We start from the raw sequence: 18,649 nt of genomic DNA, 5'->3' as shown, positions 1-18,649 counted from the left end.
TGAATTAAATTAGATGGTAATGGTACAGCCCCTCTAAAACACCATGGTCACTATCAGCGATGTAAGTGGCACGCTGTTTGAGCTGATCACTTGATTGCTTCATGGAAATGCCGTAATCAGCAAGCGAAAACATACTCAGGTCGTTGTTTTGATCACCGAATGCATAGATCTTTAGATTGGGATTACCAATAAGCTGTTGGATTTTGGAAATGCCTTTTGCTTTTGAAATTTCCAACGGCATGACGTCAACTGCATCGGGAGCGTAACGAAGAATGCTTAGCTGGTTTTTAAAAGCGGACTGATAAAGGGCTTCTTTATCATCTTTAATATAAAGGTTTAGAAAGTTCACGGGCTCATGTCGAAAAAACTCGGGATAGATCGGAACTTGATCAAGATGATTCTTATTAACATGGTTTCGAGTTAATTCGTTCATTCCGGTAATGGCGAATCCCTGCTGATTAAAGAAACCAACATCGTCATGGTAGTGATTGGCCATTCGAATAACGGATTCGATTTTATCGATTGGAAAATGATAGTTTTGAATCAGTCGATCGTTATAAATGATATAGCAGCCATTTGCTAAAATATAAGTATGCAGATCCAGCTGGTCAAGGAGTGTGGTAATTTCATAGTGACTGCGGCCGGTTGCGATTACAGGAAGAATATTTTTCTTTTTTAATGTTTGAATGGCAGTAACGGTTTCGGAAGAAACTGAAAGTGGCCCGTCATCACACAGAGTACCGTCAAGATCGAAGACTGTGATTGTTTCAATCATTTCATTGGCTCCTTAAAAGTTAATCATGATAGTGAAAAATCCGAATTTAAGGGACTGACTGAATAGTCGGTTCCTTTATTCGGATCGTTTGAGTTAAGACTATTTTATTTGTTTTTTGGAAAAATGACAAACTGTTTTAATAGAAAGAAGGTTTGTCGAAGTGGGTATTGGGTTCGTTGACACCCAAACTCTTTCGGGTGTACTTGTCCGAATCATCTTTCAAAATTTCAACAATAAACTTGGCAACCGCTTGACGGCTAACTTCAGTACCGCCAAATGGTTCACCGCTTTGAGTAACTTCATAATCGGTATTGTTGTCGTCATTGAATAACCAGGCCAATCGTAATTGGGTGTAGTCCAAATCGGATTTTCTAAGAACGGCAGCGGTTTTCTTTCGACGCGTAATTGAACTTTCGATCATGGCATTATTCCACTGACCAAAGTTGCCTCTGACTTCATCTTCAACGCCCAAAACAGTTGCGACAATTATTTTTTTCACACCGTTGGCATCCATTTGTTTAACGATATTTTCAACAGCTTCCAAATCACGCATTTCATTTAAATAGACGGCATCTACGCCATCAAGGGCGTCATTTAAGGCATGTTTGTCGTTAAAGTCACCATCAATTAAAGTTTCCCGATCCGGATCAGTTACTTTAATTCGTTTTGACGCATTACGGGCGAATAACTTTAATTTGTAATCGGTTTGTTTGAGCAGGTCGGCAATTAAGTAAGTTGAAATTTGGCCTGCTGCACCAAGAATTAAGACTGTTTTCACAAAAATTCCTCCAATGCTGAAATGATTTTGATCTATCGTTACATGTCCACTATAACGCAATTGTTGAAGTGTGAGAAATTGAACAAGCTTTGAGTTGCTAAAGATTAGTTAGTGGAATAAGGGCTTGTATACAAAATAGTTACAATTGAGGTATTGAATCATTCAAAGCGAAAGTTTACAATTATGTTTGGATAGTTCATATCCTATAATAATGTTTTGATGGAGGTATTAGAAATTGGAAGATCAAAAAGTAATTAATTATAGTTTACATACGCTTTATAAAACGAGCTTGGCAATAGTAGGTGTGACACTGTTTAGTTTTTCGCTGGGAATGGCACAGCCGAGTACGAATGCAAACGCTGATGCAGTCGTGCAGACAAGTAACCAAGCTACAAAGAGTTCAAGCCCTCTAACTAAAGGCAATATTATAATTAATTCAGGTTTATCAGACTCAAATGGTGTGATCCTTGGGAACGGTGATAAAGTCAGCCTTGACTTGGGCATAAATGTTCAGGGGGGCGGGAAGCGAGCGCATTCATTCAGGGGATAAGTTCACTGTCAAATTTTCATCTAATTCTGTTGATATTGATTCCTTAACGCCCTCATGGGAGGTTAATAGTTCCGGACAGTCTTTTGATGACTTGTTTTCTATAACGAGGGATGCTAATAACAATTCAATTACCATCACGGCTAAACAAAATGCCAATTTTGACAAAATTCAGCAATTGAAATTCAATTTGGCGGGTCATGCCCAAACCACTGCAGAACAAAAAGCGGATGCAAGTGTGACGGCAGACTTTACATTAAATGGGCAGTCTAACCCACTTGCAACCCAGACATATAAATTTAACGTTAAGGATTCATCCGGTGGCTCAACAATAGCCCCCACACCGACAACAACGACTGTTGCGATTTGGGGGGATGCGACCGGGGCGGCATTGCATGGTCAGCATGGCCTTGATCCAGTTGAATCCGCCAAATTCTCTGATAATTGGCTTGATAATGACCCCTCAAATAACGCAATCGATTACGTACACAATCAGGATTCTATGTTGGCATATGCTCAACTGGCCTTACCAGTTACTAATCGGCCGACAAACATAGTATGGCATATTTGGCCCGAAAATGGTCAAGACCTAGATCCTAATAATGCGCTGGTATTTATAGCGCCGAATGATGGGGTGCACTTTCCAAACGTGATTAAGAATCCCGGACTAAAGTCAGATCCTAAGCATCTCGGTGGCCTTGTATTTACGTCCTCTCAATTACCACCTGTTAGGCCTTCCTCTGAAGGGCAACCAACTATTAACATAGCTTTTTATGTTGATGCAAAAATGAAGGATGGACCGCAAACTATAAAAACTTCCGTTGAGAATAAGCAAGGTCACTTATTATCATCAAATTCAAAAACATTGGTCTATCAACAAAGCTATCCTACGGGTTATACCCCATTCTTTAGAGAACAAGATCGGACCATTGACCTCGCAACAACTGAAGGAAAGAACTTTCCTAAAGCAGCTGACATAAGTTCCGATCAAATTCGCGATAACTTTGTTCAAAAGAAGGGTAATAGTGGCTATTACCAAGGAGACTATAATGATCCAACAGGACAAAATTATAGGTATGCAATTACCGATGGTTCATATGATCCAACAAAGGTAGGGTCTTATAAATTTCAGATAACGGTTACTGGTGAAAATGGTAACCAACTTCAGCGTTGGGTTACTTTAACTGTTAAAAACTCTGGTGGCACTTCCGGTGGCGGTACCACCCCAACCACCCCTACGACACCAACAACGCCGGTGACGCCATCTACACCATCTGGCAGTAGTTCATCAAGTTCTTCCAGCAGTTCGAGCGTCACGTCCAGTTCTTCCGGTGCACCAAGTGAAGATTATCAACAACCGAAATTCCCTGATTATGTTGCCAAAAAAGGAATGGCGGTTTATTCACTTAAGAAAATTGGGCTATACAGTAAGAAGAACTTCTCAACCAAAGCCAGAAAAGCATGGTACTCACGTAAACCACGTATTTATCGGCCAATGTTTGTTGTAACGGGATATGCACGTTCGGCAACGGGACACTTACGTTATAAGGTTCGTGATGTCAATCATCTTACCAAGAATCGGAACAAGAAGGGCTACATTACCGCTAACTGGCAATATGTTCGTCCGGTTTATTATGCCAAAAAGCATTCAACCGTGACGGTTATTAATCCTCGCGGTGTCAATGCTTATGGCAAGGTTAATTTAACGAATAAAGTTAAAAACTACAAACAAGGAACCATTCTTAAAGTGGTCAAAGCAGTTCATTACCATTTGACAACGCGATATGTTCTACCAAATGGAAAATATATCACTGCCAACAGAAAGCTGGTCAACATGGGACGGCATCGCTTCCCTAGGTACGTCCGTGCTCGTGGCGCCATTAATCGATATAGTGATGTTAACTTTACAAAGCAGAATCGTCACTTTACCAAACAAAATCATAAACTGTTTAGGGTTTATGGATTCGATTATTCGCATGCAAACAGTATTTCAAATGTCGGGGCACTGCGTTACAGAGTTGCCAACGGATATATTTCAGGAAATACCAGACTGGTTAGAATTGTCAAATAAGCTTGTTTTAGCCTAATTAAATAAAAAAATGACTCATCAGTTGACCGTTTTGTCAGTTGATGAGTCATTTTTTATCTGGTTGAATCCCTTATTTAAATAAGTATCGCAGTGTAGCCGTTCCCGCAGCTTTTGCTGCAATTAATAAACAGCGCTCATCCATTAAAAAGTTGGGGCTGTGGTGGGGATGGGTTTGTCCATCGTTGGCATCACAACCAACGTATAGAAACGTGCTGGGACGTTTCAGTGCGAAATAGGAAAAGTCTTCAGAGGGATCTTGAGCACCAAAGTCGGTTACTTGAGTAACTTCGGGAATGTTTGCCGTTTTGATATCTTCAACCGTTTGAACGGTAAATTTTGGATCATTGTAAAGAACCGGAACATCAGTGATAATTTGATAATCCGCTTTAACACCGAAGGTTGATTCGATTCCTTGAATGATTTGTTTGAGTTGTTTATGGATAACGGTTCGGGTTGATTCTCTCATAATCCGAACGTCGCCCTTTAAGGTGACTGATTCCTTGATAACGTTATTGGTGCCGACACCGTCAAATGAACCAACCGTAATGCTGGCATGATCGGCCGGTTCGATTCGTCGAGACACAATGGTCTGCAGGGCGGTCACAAAATAACTTCCGGCAACGATGGCATCGTTTGAGAGTTGTGGCATGGAAGCATGGCCACCCTTGCCTGTGAAAGTAACGGTGAAATTTGAACGACCGGTTTGGCTGTCACCCAGGTGATAACCGATTGCGCCGGTTGGCATTGTGGACATCACGTGAATGCCAATCACGTTGTCAACATCCTTTAAAGCACCATCTTCAATCATTGACTTGGCACCGCCGGGATAGACTTCCTCAGCTGGTTGGTGAATGATGCGGATTGATCCTTTTAGTTGATTTTTTAGAGCAATAAGATTTTTTGCTAAAACCATCATGTACGCTGTATGACCATCGTGACCACACGCATGCATGACGCCGGGATTTTGGGATTTAAACGGTAAATCGTTATCTTCCTGAATGGCTAAAGCGTCAAAATCAGCTCGCAATGCCAACTTTGGACCGGGTTTTCCACTGTCAATGTCGACCAGAATACCGTAACCGGTGCCGCAATTGCGAACGGTACAGTCTAAATCATGATAAAAGTTTTTGATGTAAGCATGGGTTTCTTTTTCTTTAAATGATACTTCTGGGTGTTCATGGAGATGACGTCTAATCTGGATGATATCGTCTTCGGATTGAGTTAACCGTTGCATCAATTCCTGTTCTAAGTCCATTCGTTATTTCCTCCAAATAAATCAGTCTGATGTTTTTTGTGCTTGAACCAATTTCATGAGTAGTGGTTTGATTCGATAAAAAATGACTTCGGCAACCACAAAGCCGACAGCCAGAGCAATCGCAATTGTCAATGTGTTAAATAAATATTCAGACGTATGTGATTCCTGACCCAATGTGAAGCTTCTCATCCCAAGATACAAGATGCCTCCCGGAACAAGTGATACCAAGCTGGGGACGTAAATAATGTTAACCGGTACCTTGAATAAAACAGCGGAGATATTTCCCAGTATCCCAATGACAATTGCTGCAAAGAAGTTCGGCAGGATTAAGCCGTGATTGACCTGGAGAACCAGATAGTAAACGGTCCAGGCCATTGAACCGGTGATGCCGGCAGGAAGTAACGATCGCCTGGGAATATTGGTGATCAGGCCGAAGCCAACGGTGGAGGCTAAACTAACAATAAATTCTACAAGAACGTGCATGACTTAACCTCCGATCCATGCAAAGATCAGTTTACATAATGACGTACCGATCACAACACCGGCCCCGATTGAACCGGCAATGATGACAGCATCAACTGCTCGGACGACACCGGAAATGGTATTTCGATCAATAATTTCTCGAAACGAGTTGGTGATAGCAACCCCGGGAACCAGTGGCATTAACGCACTCACGATAATGTTGCCCGCGCTGCTGCCAAGCCCTGAAAATTGAAGGGCAGCCGCCAGAAAGCCAACAATAAAGCCGCCACAGCCCGCCGCAACATAGGGCGTTTTGATGCGATAGCCTGCCAATACCGCCCCTAAATAGCCAATGATGCCGACAAAAAAAGCATAACTTAAGTCTGTCCAAGTAGCTTTAAACAGTAGCATTGGTGCGACTGAAACGAATCCTGCTCCGATAATTTTGAGTGGCCAATTAAAATCGATCACTTTTCGATCAATTTTTTCAACCGATTCTTTCAAAGTATGGAAATCGAGTTGACCACGAACAAATTTTCTTGAAACAGTATTGATTTCATCCACTTTTTGAAGATTCCAGTCTCCTAACCGGACCTTTACCAAGTGAGTGCGGGACTGATTGTTTGTGCCGACAAAAAGGGCGGTAATAGTGGCGTGACAGGCGATGTCATAGTGAGCTGCTTTACCAATATATTCAACTGTACTCTCAACTCGAGAGGTTTCTGCTCCGCTGGTCAGCAATATTTTGCCGACTTTCCCACAGAGTGAAATCACGTCATCTTCAGTGATCGATTTTTCCATGATGATAATCCCCAAATCTTTTTTCAAGTATATAAAACATTATAGGCGTACAAACAGATTTGGTGTAGCAAAACATGATGATTCAATGATCGTTTCTGTGATAGAAATAAAATATCGTTGGTTAGGGATAATCCTCAAAAAGGCATCACGGATGACGATTTTGTGTGTCAAAAATGAATAAGTTTAAAGTCCTACCAATCAGAGCATGAGTAGTGATGCACGCATTATAGGAACTGTAGATAGTTATTGACTATCGAAGACTGGTTTTGTGAGATGTGTGACCTTAAATTTAAAAATGACAGTTGACAATCTAAATTAACGATGATAAAGTTAGTGACAATTATTAAAGAATTATTAGACGTTGACGAGAAGAGTAACGTAAACGCAGGCCCAACAGAGAGCTTCGATTGGTGAGAGAAGCAGCTTGCAGCAACGTGAAGATGAGCTCCGAGTCTGATGTACTGGTTGAAAGGCTGGCGCATCCGGTAGCAACCGATACATTGCAGGGTATATCCAAGTGTTCTTAATAAATGCTTTGTAAGAAGCATTTATGATATATAAACACATCGATTGGTGTGACTTTCATCGACTCTTTTATTCGGGGAAGAAAATTAATCTTTTGTTTATGAGTGACATAGGTGACGTACCTAATGAGGTTGTTATTGTGAAATAGCAATGAATCAAGGGTGGTAACACGAAAATTCGTCCTGTAGTTGAATAAACTATGGGGCGAATTTTTTTATGCACAAAACCTGATTTGTTTCATAACCAATTTCAATTAAAGCAGTCATTTATCTTTGTAGAGCAAATAAGTTCATACAACCATCATTTCAATAAACAGCTTGGCGATTTGTTGAAATAAGCTAGTTGCACTCACGTTAAGTATTTTGGGAGTTGATGTATATGACAGCAAACGCAACAAACGGCTTTCTCCACGCCGAAAATCAGTGGACCAATCAAAAACTAACGCATCCGGTGTCGATTCTGATTTTGAATCTCATGCCAACCAGAAGAGATGCGGAGTTTCAGTTCTTATCAGGATTCAACCATCTTGACTCGGATGTGGACATCACTTTTATGTATCCATATACCCATCACTTTAAAGGAACCTCACGGGAAAAAATCGAAGCGGATTATGTCTGCTGGAATCAAATCGCCGACAGGTATTATGATGGTTTGATTATTACCGGTTCGCCGGTTGAAAAGCTGCCGTTTAAGCAGGTTGATTATTGGGATGAACTTCAAAAGATTATCAAATGGGGAAAAACCCACGTCAAACAACAGCTTCACGAATGTTGGGCAGCACAAGCAGGTCTCTATCTCGATTATGGTATTCAAAAACGATTATTACCGAATAAATTATTTGGTATTTTCACTGCTGTGAGTGTTGACCATGACTCTCCCTTGGCTAGAGGCTTCGGAGCCGGGGGGCTTCTACGGATGCCGCAATCTCGACATACCGAGATCATTCTTGATGAAACCAACTTACCTGGCGACTTAAAAGTGATTGCAACTGCACCGCAATCCGGACCTATGATTCTTTCATCAAACACATATCACACGACGTATGTCACTGGGCATCCCGAATACCAGGAAAAAACATTGGCGAACGAATACTACCGGGACCGATACAAGAATCTGCCAATTAATCCTCCTGTAAACTATTTTTCAGACCCGGTTTCTGGAACCGTTAATTATTCCTGGAAGGATGCCAGTAAGAAACTTTATAAAAATTGGACACATTTATTAGTCGATAAGAAAGTAGGAATCTCATTATGACAGAAGAAAACAACGAATTACATTTTGAAACATTACAAGTACATGCAGGCCAAACAGTTGATGAAACCGGATCACGTGCCGTGCCGATTTATCAAACCACATCATACGTGTTTGACAATCCGGAACAGGCAGCCGGCCGATTTGGATTAACTGATCCGGGTAACATTTATACACGTCTGACCAACCCAACAACCGATGTAGTCGACAAGCGGGTTGCAGCCCTTGAAAACGGAACTGCCGGAGTGACCTTGGCAACTGGATCAGCTGCTATTACGGCTGCTATTTTAAACGTTGCCGGAAAGGGTGACGAAATTGTTTCCGCAAGTACCCTGTACGGTGGCACATTTAACCTCTTTAACGTGACACTACCAAAACTCGGCATTAAGACCCATTTCGTTGACCCGGATGACCCGGCCAACTTTGAGGCACCTATCAACGAACATACCAAGGCACTCTACATTGAAAGTATCGGTAACCCTGGGATTAACCTGATTGACTTTGAAGCAGTTGCTGCCATTGCGCATAAGCACGGTATCATCCTGATCGTTGATAACACATTTGGTACACCATACTTAGTTCGCCCATTGGATCATGGTGCCGACGTGGTCGTTCATTCAGCTACTAAATTTATTGGCGGCCACGGAACCACAATGGGCGGCGTCATTGTTGAAAACGGTCAATTTGACTGGAAGGCCAGTGGTCGTTACCCAGGCTTTACGGAACCTAACGCACAATATAATGGTTTGGTATTCGCCGATCTTGGCGGGGGAGCTTTCACAACCAAGGTGCGGGCAGAATCATTGCGTGACCTTGGGGCCACAATCAGTCCATTCAACTCATTCCTACTCTTACAAGGACTCGAATCCTTGTCATTGAGAGTTGAACGCCACGTTGAAAACACCAAAAAGATTGTTAACTTCCTTCATAACCATCCAAAGGTTGCCTGGATTAATTATCCCGGTCTTGAAGACAGCAAGTATCATGATCTTGCTGAAAAGTACTTCCCAAAGGGTGTCGGTTCAATCTTCACACTTGGTCTGAAGGGCGGCGAAAAAGCCGGCAAGCAATTAATTGAGAATTTGAAACTCTTTTCATTATTGGCAAACGTTGCCGATGCAAAATCATTAATCATTCATCCGGCGTCAACAACCCATGCCCAACTTAATGAGGAAGAACTTAAAGAAGCTGGTATTACACCGGACTTGATTCGAGTTTCTGTTGGGGTTGAAAATGCGGATGATCTGATTGCTGATTTAACACAGGCACTGGATAAGATTCCAGTGGAAGAAGATCAAAAAGTCGCAGAATAGCATGGTTCTTGTTTAACTGGTGAGCGTGAGAAGCAGTCCTAAAAAAGTGTGCGGATCAAAGCGGTTAGCGTTCGGAGTGTAAGACGTTCATTTCGGAAATCCCGATTTTGGATTTTTGAAATAAATCTCTTACATGCAGAACGTTGCTTTGAGGAGCAGTCCTAAAAAAGTGTGCGGATCAAAGCGGTTAGCGTTCGGAGTGTAAGACGTTCATTTCGGAAATCCCGACTTTGGATTTTTGAAATGAATCTCTTACATGCAGAACGTTGCTTTGAGGAGCAGTCCTAAAAAAGTGTGCGGATCAAAACGGTTGATGTTCGGAGTATAAGGCAACAATTAAGCTAAATTAGAGAATTAGCCCTAATGATTGCCCCTGCATGATATAACAACAATATTTTTACTAACTCATACTGACAATTTAAATGGCGAACGGGCTGAAAACCCGTTCGTTATTTTTATACATAAAATTATTTTAATATGCGTTTGAATTCATTAGGTACGCCAACTGTTGCAGAATGATGCAAGCGAGTAGTCTAAAAAATGAGTGAATAAAATTATCAAATAAATAAAAATAATGAATATTTCTAAAAAGTATTGCATTTTGTCTCATGAAGATGTAATCTATTCACAATTCATTAATATTCACATTACGTGAATAACACAGAGGCGATTGGATGCAAGCAGCGTTAGTTGGCGTAACGGGTTACGCCGGAATGGTCCTTTATCAATTATTAAAGGATCATCCGAATATTAAAAAAATTAATATTTATGATCATAAGTTAACTGAACCAACAACTTTGGAAAGTGTCGCACCGGTATTTAAATATGAGGATGCCGAGGTTGATCCTTATGATCCGACACAAATCATGGCAGATAATGATGTCGTTTTTTTTGCGACATCGGCAGGGGTGACATCAAAACTTAGCCGGCCATATCTTGAAAACCATTTTCCAGTTATCGATCTTTCTGGAGACATGCGTTTAAATACCGAAAGTAGTTATGAAAAATGGTATCACAAGCCGGCCGCACCGGAGAAGTACTTGCGGCAGGCCCAATATGGCTTGGCCGAATTTGAATCAGTTAAGGATCAAACATATGTCGCTAACCCGGGATGCTACGCAACTGCAACGTTACTTGGATTGGCACCACTGATTCAAAATCAGTTGGTTGATGTTAAAAGTGTGATTGTTGACGCTAAGTCGGGGACATCCGGGGCAGGGAAAAAATTATCTGCTACGACCCACTTTACGGAAACTAATGACAATCTTCAGATATATAAACCAAATCAGCATCAGCATATTCCAGAAATTGTTCAGGAACTTCATAAATGGGATAAAGCCGTTTCGAGTATTCAATTTATGACCACGTTGATTCCGGTGACTCGAGGAATTATGAGCACAATTTATGCTCACGTTAACGATGGGGTTACCGAAGCACAATTAAGCCAAGCCTATCATAAGACGTATGATCAAAAACCATTTGTTCACTTCACCGAAACCGATTTGCCAACGATAAAGCAGGTTGTTGGTACAAATAATTGTGATATTGGATTGGCTTACAACCCGGACACAAAGGTTGTCATGATTGACAGTGTTATTGACAATATGTTAAAAGGTGCCGCAGGCCAAGCAGTTCAGAACTTTAATCAGATGTTTGACTATGAGCAGACGGCCGGGTTGAAGTTGAAACAGATGCTGGTGTAGTGTGCGGATCAAAGTGGTTAGCGTTCGGAGTGTAAGACGTTCATTTCGGAAATCCCGACTTTGGATTTTTGAAATGAATCTCTTACATGCGGAGCTATTCTTAGGCAAATCAGTCTGCAGGTTGTCAATTAGAGAATGATAAAAAGCTGAAACTAAACTTAACGATTTTAAAAGATATTGAGAGGAAGACGATTTATGCAAATAACGAGTGAAAGTTCCATTGAAGTAAGCACATTTGAGTGGCCGGCAGGATTTTATACAGATGCCGGTCACGCTGGTTTAAAAAAGGACGCGGATGATCTTGGCTGGCTTGTTTCCAAGGTGCCGGCAGACGCTGCAGGTGTTTATACCACCAATCAATTTCAAGCTGCGCCAACAGCTTTAACCAAGCAAACCATTAACCTGGCCCATAAATTGCAGGCAATTGTGATGAATAGCGGTAATGCTAATTCCTGTACAGGCGTGCAGGGGACACATGATGCAGCAGCTATGCAAAAGGCTGCCGCCGATAAATTGAAAATTGATTCAAACTTGGTTGGGGTTGCTTCAACCGGTGTTATCGGGGAGCAATTACCACTTGATAAGATTAAAAAAGGCATCGACGGTTTGGGCTTAACAAAATCCGATGATGTTACCAAAGCGGTTTTAACAACGGATACGCACGCAAAAACCATTACCGTCACCTGTCTAATCGATAACAAAAAGGTGACTTTAACCGGATTTTGCAAAGGCTCAGGTATGATTCATCCTAATATGGCCACCATGTTGGGATTTGTGACGACCGATGCGGCAATTGAGGGAAATCAGCTTCAGGGCCTATTAAGTGAAACCGTGAATCAGACATTTAATCAAATTACCGTTGATGGCGATACGTCTACAAATGATATGGTTGTTGTGATGGCAAATGGGCAGGCCGGAAATGACTCGTTGACATCGTCCCATGAAGATTATCCGACGTTTGTGAAAGCTTTTAAGCTGGTCTTGTCACACTTAGCCAAGGAGATTGCCGGGGATGGTGAAGGTGCTTCCAAATTGGTAGAAGTCAATGTAGCCGGCGCCTATAACGCACTTGAAGGTCAACAGGTAGCCAAGGCCATTGTCGGATCCAATCTTGTTAAGGCAATGATCTTTGGAGGCGATGCAAATTGGGGCCGTGTGATGCAGGCGATCGGGCAGACAACGGCACACGTTGATCTGAATGGTGTGAGTGTCTCAATCAACGGCATTCAAATGGTTAAAAATAGTCTGGCAGCCGATTATAGTGAGAACGAGGTTGCCAAAACATTGACAGAAAAAGTGGTTACGATTGATGTTGATTTGAATGCCGGTACTGATACCGGTACCGCTTGGGGATGCGATTTAACGTATAAATACGTTCAGATCAATGCCTCATACCGAAGTTAGGGGGCATTGTAAATGGGTCAAACAATTGTCATTAAAATCGGCGGACATGCTGCCGAAAACCTGTCTCCGGAATTCTTTAAACAGCTTCATCATTGGCACGATGAGGGAAAGCAAATTTTGATTGTTCATGGCGGTGGACCTCAAATTTCTTCTTGGAGCAAGAAGCTGGGATTAACGGTTAAAAAGATCGACGGGATTCGGGTAACAGACCCGGATGTACTCAAAGTCACCCAGGCGGTTCTACTGGGACTGGTTCAACCAACGCTCTGTCAGAAGGTAACGGCGGCAGGGTTACCGGCACTGGGACTAAATGCCACCGGTCATCCGATCATCTTTGGAAACTATTTAAATCAGAAGTTATTTGGTGAAGTCGGTCAGCTAACTGATATCAATCAGGATTACATAGCAACGGCTTTAAAAGATCATATTGGGATCACGGCACCGTTGGCAGTCGGCCAGGCAGGCCAGCTACTGAATGTCAATGGTGACGTGGCAGCTGCGGGAATTGCCAGAATGTTGGGCGCAGAAGCGTTTATTTTATTGACCGATGTTCCAGGAGTGATGGTTGAAAACCACGTTCTGTCAAGTTTGTCGAGACAAAAAGCAAATAAGATGTTTAAAAGTAAGCTGATTACGGCCGGGATGCAACCAAAGATTCAGGCGGCTTTTGATGCATTGCAAAATGGTGTTAAAAAAGTGACGATCACAAATAAACTACAAAGTGCCGGCACAACCTTATTGAAGAATCAATTAGTCGGTTAGGGTTAGGAAGGAAGTTAATTATGAAGCATATTTTTCCAACATATCAACAATTCCCAATGGAACTGGTTTCCGGTCACGATTGGCATTTGGTAGATAATGATGGCAAAGACTATTTGGATTTCACCAGTGGTATCGGGGTTTGCAGTTTTGGTTACAGCAATGAATTGATTCAACAGAATGTTGTTGAGCAGCTTGGCAAGGTCTGGCATACATCAAATCTTTATCCAAGCCAGCTGCAGGATGATGTAGCTGAAATGGTGGCACCTGAAGGGATGCTGGCATTCTTCTGTAATTCGGGGACTGAAGCCAATGAAGCCGCTTTTAAGTTGGCTCGAAAGTATACGGGTAAGGCAAAGGTTCTGGCATTTAAGAACGGTTTTCATGGCCGGACTTATGGATCAATGTCTTTGACTGGTAATCCGGATATTCAAGCCGGTTTTGCACCCCTGGTTCCGGGAATTGATTTTGCTTCTTACAATGACTTTTCTTCGATTGATCAAATGACGTCGGACTATGCAGCAGTCATTCTTGAAATTGTTCAAGGAGAAGGCGGTGTTGTGCCGGGAGATAGTCATTGGCTAAAAGCTGTCTCACAAAAATGTCATGAACTGGGTATCTTAATGATTGTCGATGAAGTCCAAACGGGGATTGGCCGAACAGGTACGAAATTTGCCTATGAACAGTTTGACGTTGACCCGGATATCGTGACATGTGCCAAGGCGTTGGGAAATGGGCTGCCAATTGGTGCGATGCTCGGTAAAAAGAAACTGGCCAGTGCGTTTGGCCCCGGTTCACACGGGACAACCTTTGGTGGCAATAAAATCGCATTGTCTTCGGCAAAGGGTGTTCTGCAACAATTGACACCAGACTTTTTAAAGATTGTTCAGGTGAAAAGTCAGGTTGTATTTGACGCATTGGAAAAAGCATTGAAGCCGTTATCGATTGTTAAAGATATTAGCGGTTTGGGATTAATGATCGGTATTCATTTAACCGGCAACGTTAAAGTAGGCGATGTCATTGCCGATTTGCAACAACAGGGCATATTGACGCTATCAGCCGAACATAATACGTTACGATTGTTGCCGCCACTGGTAATGAGTGAACATGATTTATTGGCAGGGGTTAATCTGATTCAAAATGAGTTGCAAAAGCAGGCTGATTTAGCGAAATCGCCGATTGATCAGCTTTAAAAGGGCTATAAAAAAGAAGAAATTCACCATATTTTAAACTGGTGAATTTCTTCTTTTTGTTAGAGAAAATTTAAATTAGTTTGTATACTTAACGGCTGTGCCATACGCAGCAACCGACTGCATATCGGCACCAATCGACCCGGAGTCAAAACGCATCATCACCACGGCATCGGCACCCATTTTTTCTGCATTGGCCTGTAGGCGTTGAACAGAAACTTCCCTGGCTTCGTCAAGCATCTTCGTGTAGTCTTTAATTTCGCCACCAACGATGTTCTTTAAGCTGGCGCCGATATTTCTAACAACGTTTTTGGATTGAGTTGTTAAGCCGAAAACTTCTCCGATCACTTCATATTCCTTACCTGGAATATGTTCAGTCGTTGAAATAATAAATTTCTTGTCACTCATAGGATCCACTCCCAACTACTTATTTGAGACCTATACCCAGAATCAGCATTGCTGTCTCAATGGTTATTATACTAGTTTCGGCAAGAGGTTGGGAGATGATTGTCTGAGAAAATATGGTAACGGATAACGTCGCGGATTAAACCGCCTTTTAGTCCAACGGCGTACTTGATTTGAGTATCTCGGCCGGCCATAACATGAGTTGATAGCCATATCCTTGTTGATCAAAGGTTAGACTTTCGCATTCACGTTTGGAAGTAAACGCGGTGTAATGGATATCATTGGCAGTAAAACTGCCGTCACGGACTGACTGGGTTGGAATGGACGTTAAAATATCATCTGTAACATAGTAAAGCCGGTCGTTTGCCGGATTATAGCTGACACCCTGGTTTGGGGATCCACCACGGTTCTTAAAGTAGGTTGGGGCAGCCTGGAACTGGACGTCGTGTTGGTCCAAACGACCATAGAAGAACATATACCCTAAACCATTTTTTCGACCCCAGTAGGCATTACCCTGTTTATCAAATGTCAGGGTGTGTAATTGTAAATTTCCGGAATCACCATGGTACATTTTAAAATTATACTGACGAAGTGGTTTTAAGGAGTCCGTTGTCATTTCCAAAACGGTATTGTTTTGATTGCGTGTCTTTAAATCCGTGAGCGTATTATCTTCTACAATGTAAAGGTGTTTATTTTGTGGATTAAAAGAGAGCGTTTGACCGTGACCGATGTCGACTTGGGGACTTAATTGAGCTGCCTGGGCAACTGCCGCGTATTTAAACAGATCAGGATTCTGTTGCTTAATGCGCTTGATTTGTTTTTGATCCGTTTCAAGTTGGTTTTCCAATGCAGACAGTTTCTGTCGATTAGCCTTGGTAGCATCTTTTTTGCTTGTTGTTGACTGAAGGTTTTGGACCTCGGATTTAATTTTTTTGAGGTCGGCATTTGGTGCCTTTAATTGTTCATAAGCATCCTCATATTGTTGATTATGTTGAACGCCTTCGTCTGTGTAGGGGTTAAAGTAGTTAAAAGCATTCCAGACAATCATCGGGTCGGAACCGGCACCTAATTTATTTAAATCTGCTAAATTATATTTAACAATGACGCCTAAATTTGTGTCGCTTCCGTTTGATTCAATAAAATACATATTTCCAGAGTCGTCAAGGGTCACACTTTGAAAGTTACCATGCTGATAATTGGTAACATTGAAGCCATCCGGCAGATATAATTTGGTTTGTAAAGTGGTTTGTTGGGTACTATCCGGCGTTGTCGAATAAGATTCAACAGTTCCCGGATCGTTTTCATCGATCGTTCTTTCAATATATTTTCGATCCATGTTTCCTTTGGGTGTCGTGTTGTCAATGACGTTAAGGTTCTTCTGGGTGTAATCTTTCAACACGTTACCGGCGTTAACCTGGGGAATATTGTTGGCAGGATCGGGCGCGTCGAGAACGTCTGCCGAGACAACTTGTGTTAGACAAAGCATACTAATAAAAGAAAATAAAAGCAGTGCGACTGGCTTTAAACGAGTCTTCATTTGATTTCGTCCCTTCAATAATTAATGAGTTGATGACTGATTTGTCGTAGCTTGGGCATTATCGGTACTGACATTGATACTAACCGAGCTGCCGAATTTGGCTGCACCAATTGTGGCAAGATCGGCATCCGACAATTTATTATCAGTTAATGAATAACCGGTTCCATCCAAAGTCGTAATTGCTTCGTTCGTAATCGCGGTATTGTCTTCGGATTTTAATGTCCAGTTATTACCGGATTGAACGCCCAAGTCGGATCCTTTAGGTGCCGGATCGTCTGCATCAGTGTTTGTGTAATCGATGGAAGTGACGATTTTTTTGGTTGAAGGATCGACGAAATTAATTCTGACAGCGTTATCCGAAATGTCTGTTGTCTTGGTCGTTGTTTTCAGGTACACTGAATTTCCGAATTGGGCGTTAGCCAGTTGTTCAAGCTGCGAGGACGATAAAGCATTTAATGAATAACCCGTAGATTTAAGTGCCGTCTTAATATCAGCCTGGATGGCGTTTTGATCATCACTTGAGAGTCCGGTGGTTCCATTATCGGTTGCTGCGAGTGATTGGCCGGCAGAAGCACCCGGTTTGGTATAATTAAAAGAACCAATGACGCCATCCGTTTGATTAATAATGTTGATCTGAACAGCATCATTCGGTATTGAATCCGCTTGTGCAGCTGTTAGTGATGTTTTGCCACCAACGGTTGCTTCGGCAAGATAACCAGTTTGGTTGGCCGAAAGCGTTTCTAATGAATAACCGGTTCCTTTCAGGGCATCTCTGATATTGTCCTGGAGTTTCTGCTGATCCGAGGCCCCTAACAGCCAAACTTCGGTGCCGTCATCCGAATAAGAAAGACCGAGTGTTTTCCCGGATTGGGCGTTTGGCTTTTGATAATCGATATATTTTATCAGTTGTCCGCTACTGTTAACCAAATCGATACGAACTGCAGTACCGGAAAGGGGATCCTCAGCTTGGGACAATCCTTTGTACAGAATCCAGCCGTTAAGTTTAGCCGCTGTTTGGTCAACGCTTGTCACATGAACCCAAGTGTCTCCTTCTCGAGTTCTGGTGCCCATTTTATCAATTTTAAACGCGGCGTTTTTATAGGCAACGGCGTCTCCAACTGTCCTGCCGGCCCCATAAACCGTGTTCATGGGTTCTGTATATGTAACACTTTTACCATCGTTGTTCATTCCGGGTGCCGCAATGTTAAATGTGTACTTGGCTAAATTACTTGGTAGCGGGATTTCCTTGAAAGCTGTGAATTTTTCCAAACCACCGGCAAATTTTCCGACGTGTTTGCCACCGTAAATCCAACCTCGATACTGTCCGTCAAAAGAAACAATTTTATAATAAACTTGACCATTTTTTGTGGTTGCCTGACGGTAGGCAACAAAATTATCGGCCGATGAATCCGATTTTGCCAGTTCTTTGAGCGCAACCTTGCTGATAACCTCCTGGGCTCCCTTTTTGACGGATGGCTTTGTGTAGAGGGCAGTGGTTCCTGTGAATGTGACGTTACGGTTTTGTGCGTCTGTTGTTAACTTTTGATTGTTGGTAATTTGTTCAGGCACGTGAGCAGCACTAGCTTGAGAAGCGATTAACAAAGCGCCGGTTGAAAATAGGCTAAAAGCTGCCAAGCCAAGCACGATCGGACTTTTCCACTTAAACTTATTCAAAATATAAACCTCCAAACGATTTCTATACATTAGTGAGTACGATATGATGATACCGTGAAATCGTAGTCGAAAATTGGAATTGACAGAACTTTTACCGGACGTTTACGGAGATTTTACATTGTTTGAAAATAAGTAGTGAAAAAATAAACCGCTTCTCATTTCTGAGAAGCGGCAAGTGCAC

16 protein-coding genes are annotated in these 18,649 nt (G+C 42.1%); 8 read left to right on the top strand and 8 right to left on the bottom strand.

What is annotated here, in order from left to right; translation table 11 throughout:
• Positions 1-4: 4 nt before the first annotated feature.
• Complete coding sequence (locus GQR93_RS11125; protein ID WP_004466780.1) at positions 5-775, bottom strand: Cof-type HAD-IIB family hydrolase; 771 nt, start codon at positions 773-775, stop codon at positions 5-7.
• Between the two features lie 136 nt (positions 776-911).
• The gene (locus tag GQR93_RS11120; RefSeq protein WP_187117486.1) at positions 912-1,553 is read right to left on the bottom strand and encodes an NAD(P)H-binding protein; all 642 of its coding nucleotides are present in this window, start codon (positions 1,551-1,553) and stop codon (positions 912-914) included.
• 235 nt (positions 1,554-1,788) lie between these two features.
• Between GQR93_RS11120 and GQR93_RS11115 the strand changes: the two genes are divergently transcribed.
• On the top strand, positions 1,789-2,103 hold the full coding sequence (locus tag GQR93_RS11115) for a hypothetical protein (RefSeq protein WP_004466783.1): 315 nt from the start codon (positions 1,789-1,791) through the stop codon (positions 2,101-2,103).
• Between the two features lie 91 nt (positions 2,104-2,194).
• Positions 2,195-4,171 (top strand): DUF5776 domain-containing protein, encoded by a 1,977-nt coding sequence (locus GQR93_RS11110; protein WP_147605409.1) that lies wholly within the window; start codon positions 2,195-2,197, stop codon positions 4,169-4,171.
• 88 nt (positions 4,172-4,259) lie between these two features.
• Here the strand turns inward: GQR93_RS11110 and GQR93_RS11105 are convergent, their stop codons facing one another.
• The 3 genes from GQR93_RS11105 to GQR93_RS11095 are packed head-to-tail and all read right to left on the bottom strand — an operon-like array spanning position 4,260 to position 6,707.
• Positions 4,260-5,444 (bottom strand): amidohydrolase, encoded by a 1,185-nt coding sequence (locus tag GQR93_RS11105; protein ID WP_004466786.1) that lies wholly within the window; start codon positions 5,442-5,444, stop codon positions 4,260-4,262.
• A gap of 21 nt (positions 5,445-5,465) precedes the next feature.
• Positions 5,466-5,927, bottom strand: a complete 462-nt coding sequence (locus GQR93_RS11100) for a threonine/serine exporter family protein (protein WP_004466788.1) — start codon at positions 5,925-5,927, stop codon at positions 5,466-5,468.
• Positions 5,928-5,930: 3 nt separating this feature from the next.
• On the bottom strand, positions 5,931-6,707 hold the full coding sequence (locus GQR93_RS11095; RefSeq protein WP_035444677.1) for a threonine/serine exporter family protein: 777 nt from the start codon (positions 6,705-6,707) through the stop codon (positions 5,931-5,933).
• Positions 6,708-7,604: 897 nt separating this feature from the next.
• On the opposite strand from GQR93_RS11095, the gene GQR93_RS11090 reads away from it, so the two are divergent.
• The 6 genes from GQR93_RS11090 to GQR93_RS11065 all read left to right on the top strand — a co-directional run bounded on the left by GQR93_RS11090 (position 7,605) and on the right by GQR93_RS11065 (position 14,855).
• The gene (locus GQR93_RS11090) at positions 7,605-8,486 is read left to right on the top strand and encodes a homoserine O-acetyltransferase/O-succinyltransferase family protein (protein WP_004466794.1); all 882 of its coding nucleotides are present in this window, start codon (positions 7,605-7,607) and stop codon (positions 8,484-8,486) included.
• Positions 8,483-9,796: an O-acetylhomoserine aminocarboxypropyltransferase/cysteine synthase family protein gene (locus GQR93_RS11085; protein ID WP_004466796.1), complete on the top strand. Its 1,314-nt coding sequence runs from the start codon at positions 8,483-8,485 to the stop codon at positions 9,794-9,796. Before GQR93_RS11090 ends, GQR93_RS11085 begins: the two co-directional genes overlap by 4 nt.
• A 674-nt stretch (positions 9,797-10,470) precedes the next feature.
• On the top strand, positions 10,471-11,499 hold the full coding sequence (gene argC / locus GQR93_RS11080) for an N-acetyl-gamma-glutamyl-phosphate reductase (RefSeq protein ID WP_003555427.1): 1,029 nt from the start codon (positions 10,471-10,473) through the stop codon (positions 11,497-11,499).
• Positions 11,500-11,694: 195 nt separating this feature from the next.
• Positions 11,695-12,903, top strand: coding sequence for a bifunctional glutamate N-acetyltransferase/amino-acid acetyltransferase ArgJ (argJ, locus tag GQR93_RS11075; protein WP_004466798.1), 1,209 nt, complete (start codon positions 11,695-11,697; stop codon positions 12,901-12,903).
• Between the two features lie 12 nt (positions 12,904-12,915).
• Positions 12,916-13,665: an acetylglutamate kinase gene (gene argB / locus GQR93_RS11070; protein WP_004466800.1), complete on the top strand. Its 750-nt coding sequence runs from the start codon at positions 12,916-12,918 to the stop codon at positions 13,663-13,665.
• Positions 13,666-13,685: 20 nt separating this feature from the next.
• Positions 13,686-14,855: an acetylornithine transaminase gene (locus GQR93_RS11065; RefSeq protein ID WP_004466802.1), complete on the top strand. Its 1,170-nt coding sequence runs from the start codon at positions 13,686-13,688 to the stop codon at positions 14,853-14,855.
• Between the two features lie 75 nt (positions 14,856-14,930).
• On the opposite strand, the gene GQR93_RS11060 is transcribed toward GQR93_RS11065, so the two are convergent.
• From GQR93_RS11060 to GQR93_RS11050, 3 genes are all read right to left on the bottom strand, one after another.
• Entirely contained in the window at positions 14,931-15,260 is a 330-nt protein-coding gene (locus GQR93_RS11060; RefSeq protein WP_003559421.1) for a heavy metal-binding domain-containing protein, read from the bottom strand.
• A 148-nt stretch (positions 15,261-15,408) separates the two neighbouring features.
• Positions 15,409-16,794, bottom strand: a complete 1,386-nt coding sequence (locus GQR93_RS11055; RefSeq protein WP_004466806.1) for a hypothetical protein — start codon at positions 16,792-16,794, stop codon at positions 15,409-15,411.
• Between the two features lie 21 nt (positions 16,795-16,815).
• Positions 16,816-18,468 carry a hypothetical protein gene (locus tag GQR93_RS11050; RefSeq protein ID WP_225430333.1) on the bottom strand — a complete coding sequence of 551 codons (1,653 nt, stop codon included), beginning with the start codon at positions 18,466-18,468 and terminating at the stop codon, positions 16,816-16,818.
• Positions 18,469-18,649 lie beyond the last annotated feature (181 nt).

This window comes from Lentilactobacillus hilgardii (assembly GCF_009832765.1).
Classification (GTDB): domain Bacteria; phylum Bacillota; class Bacilli; order Lactobacillales; family Lactobacillaceae; genus Lentilactobacillus; species Lentilactobacillus hilgardii.
This window is presented reverse-complemented; position numbering and strand designations above follow the sequence as displayed.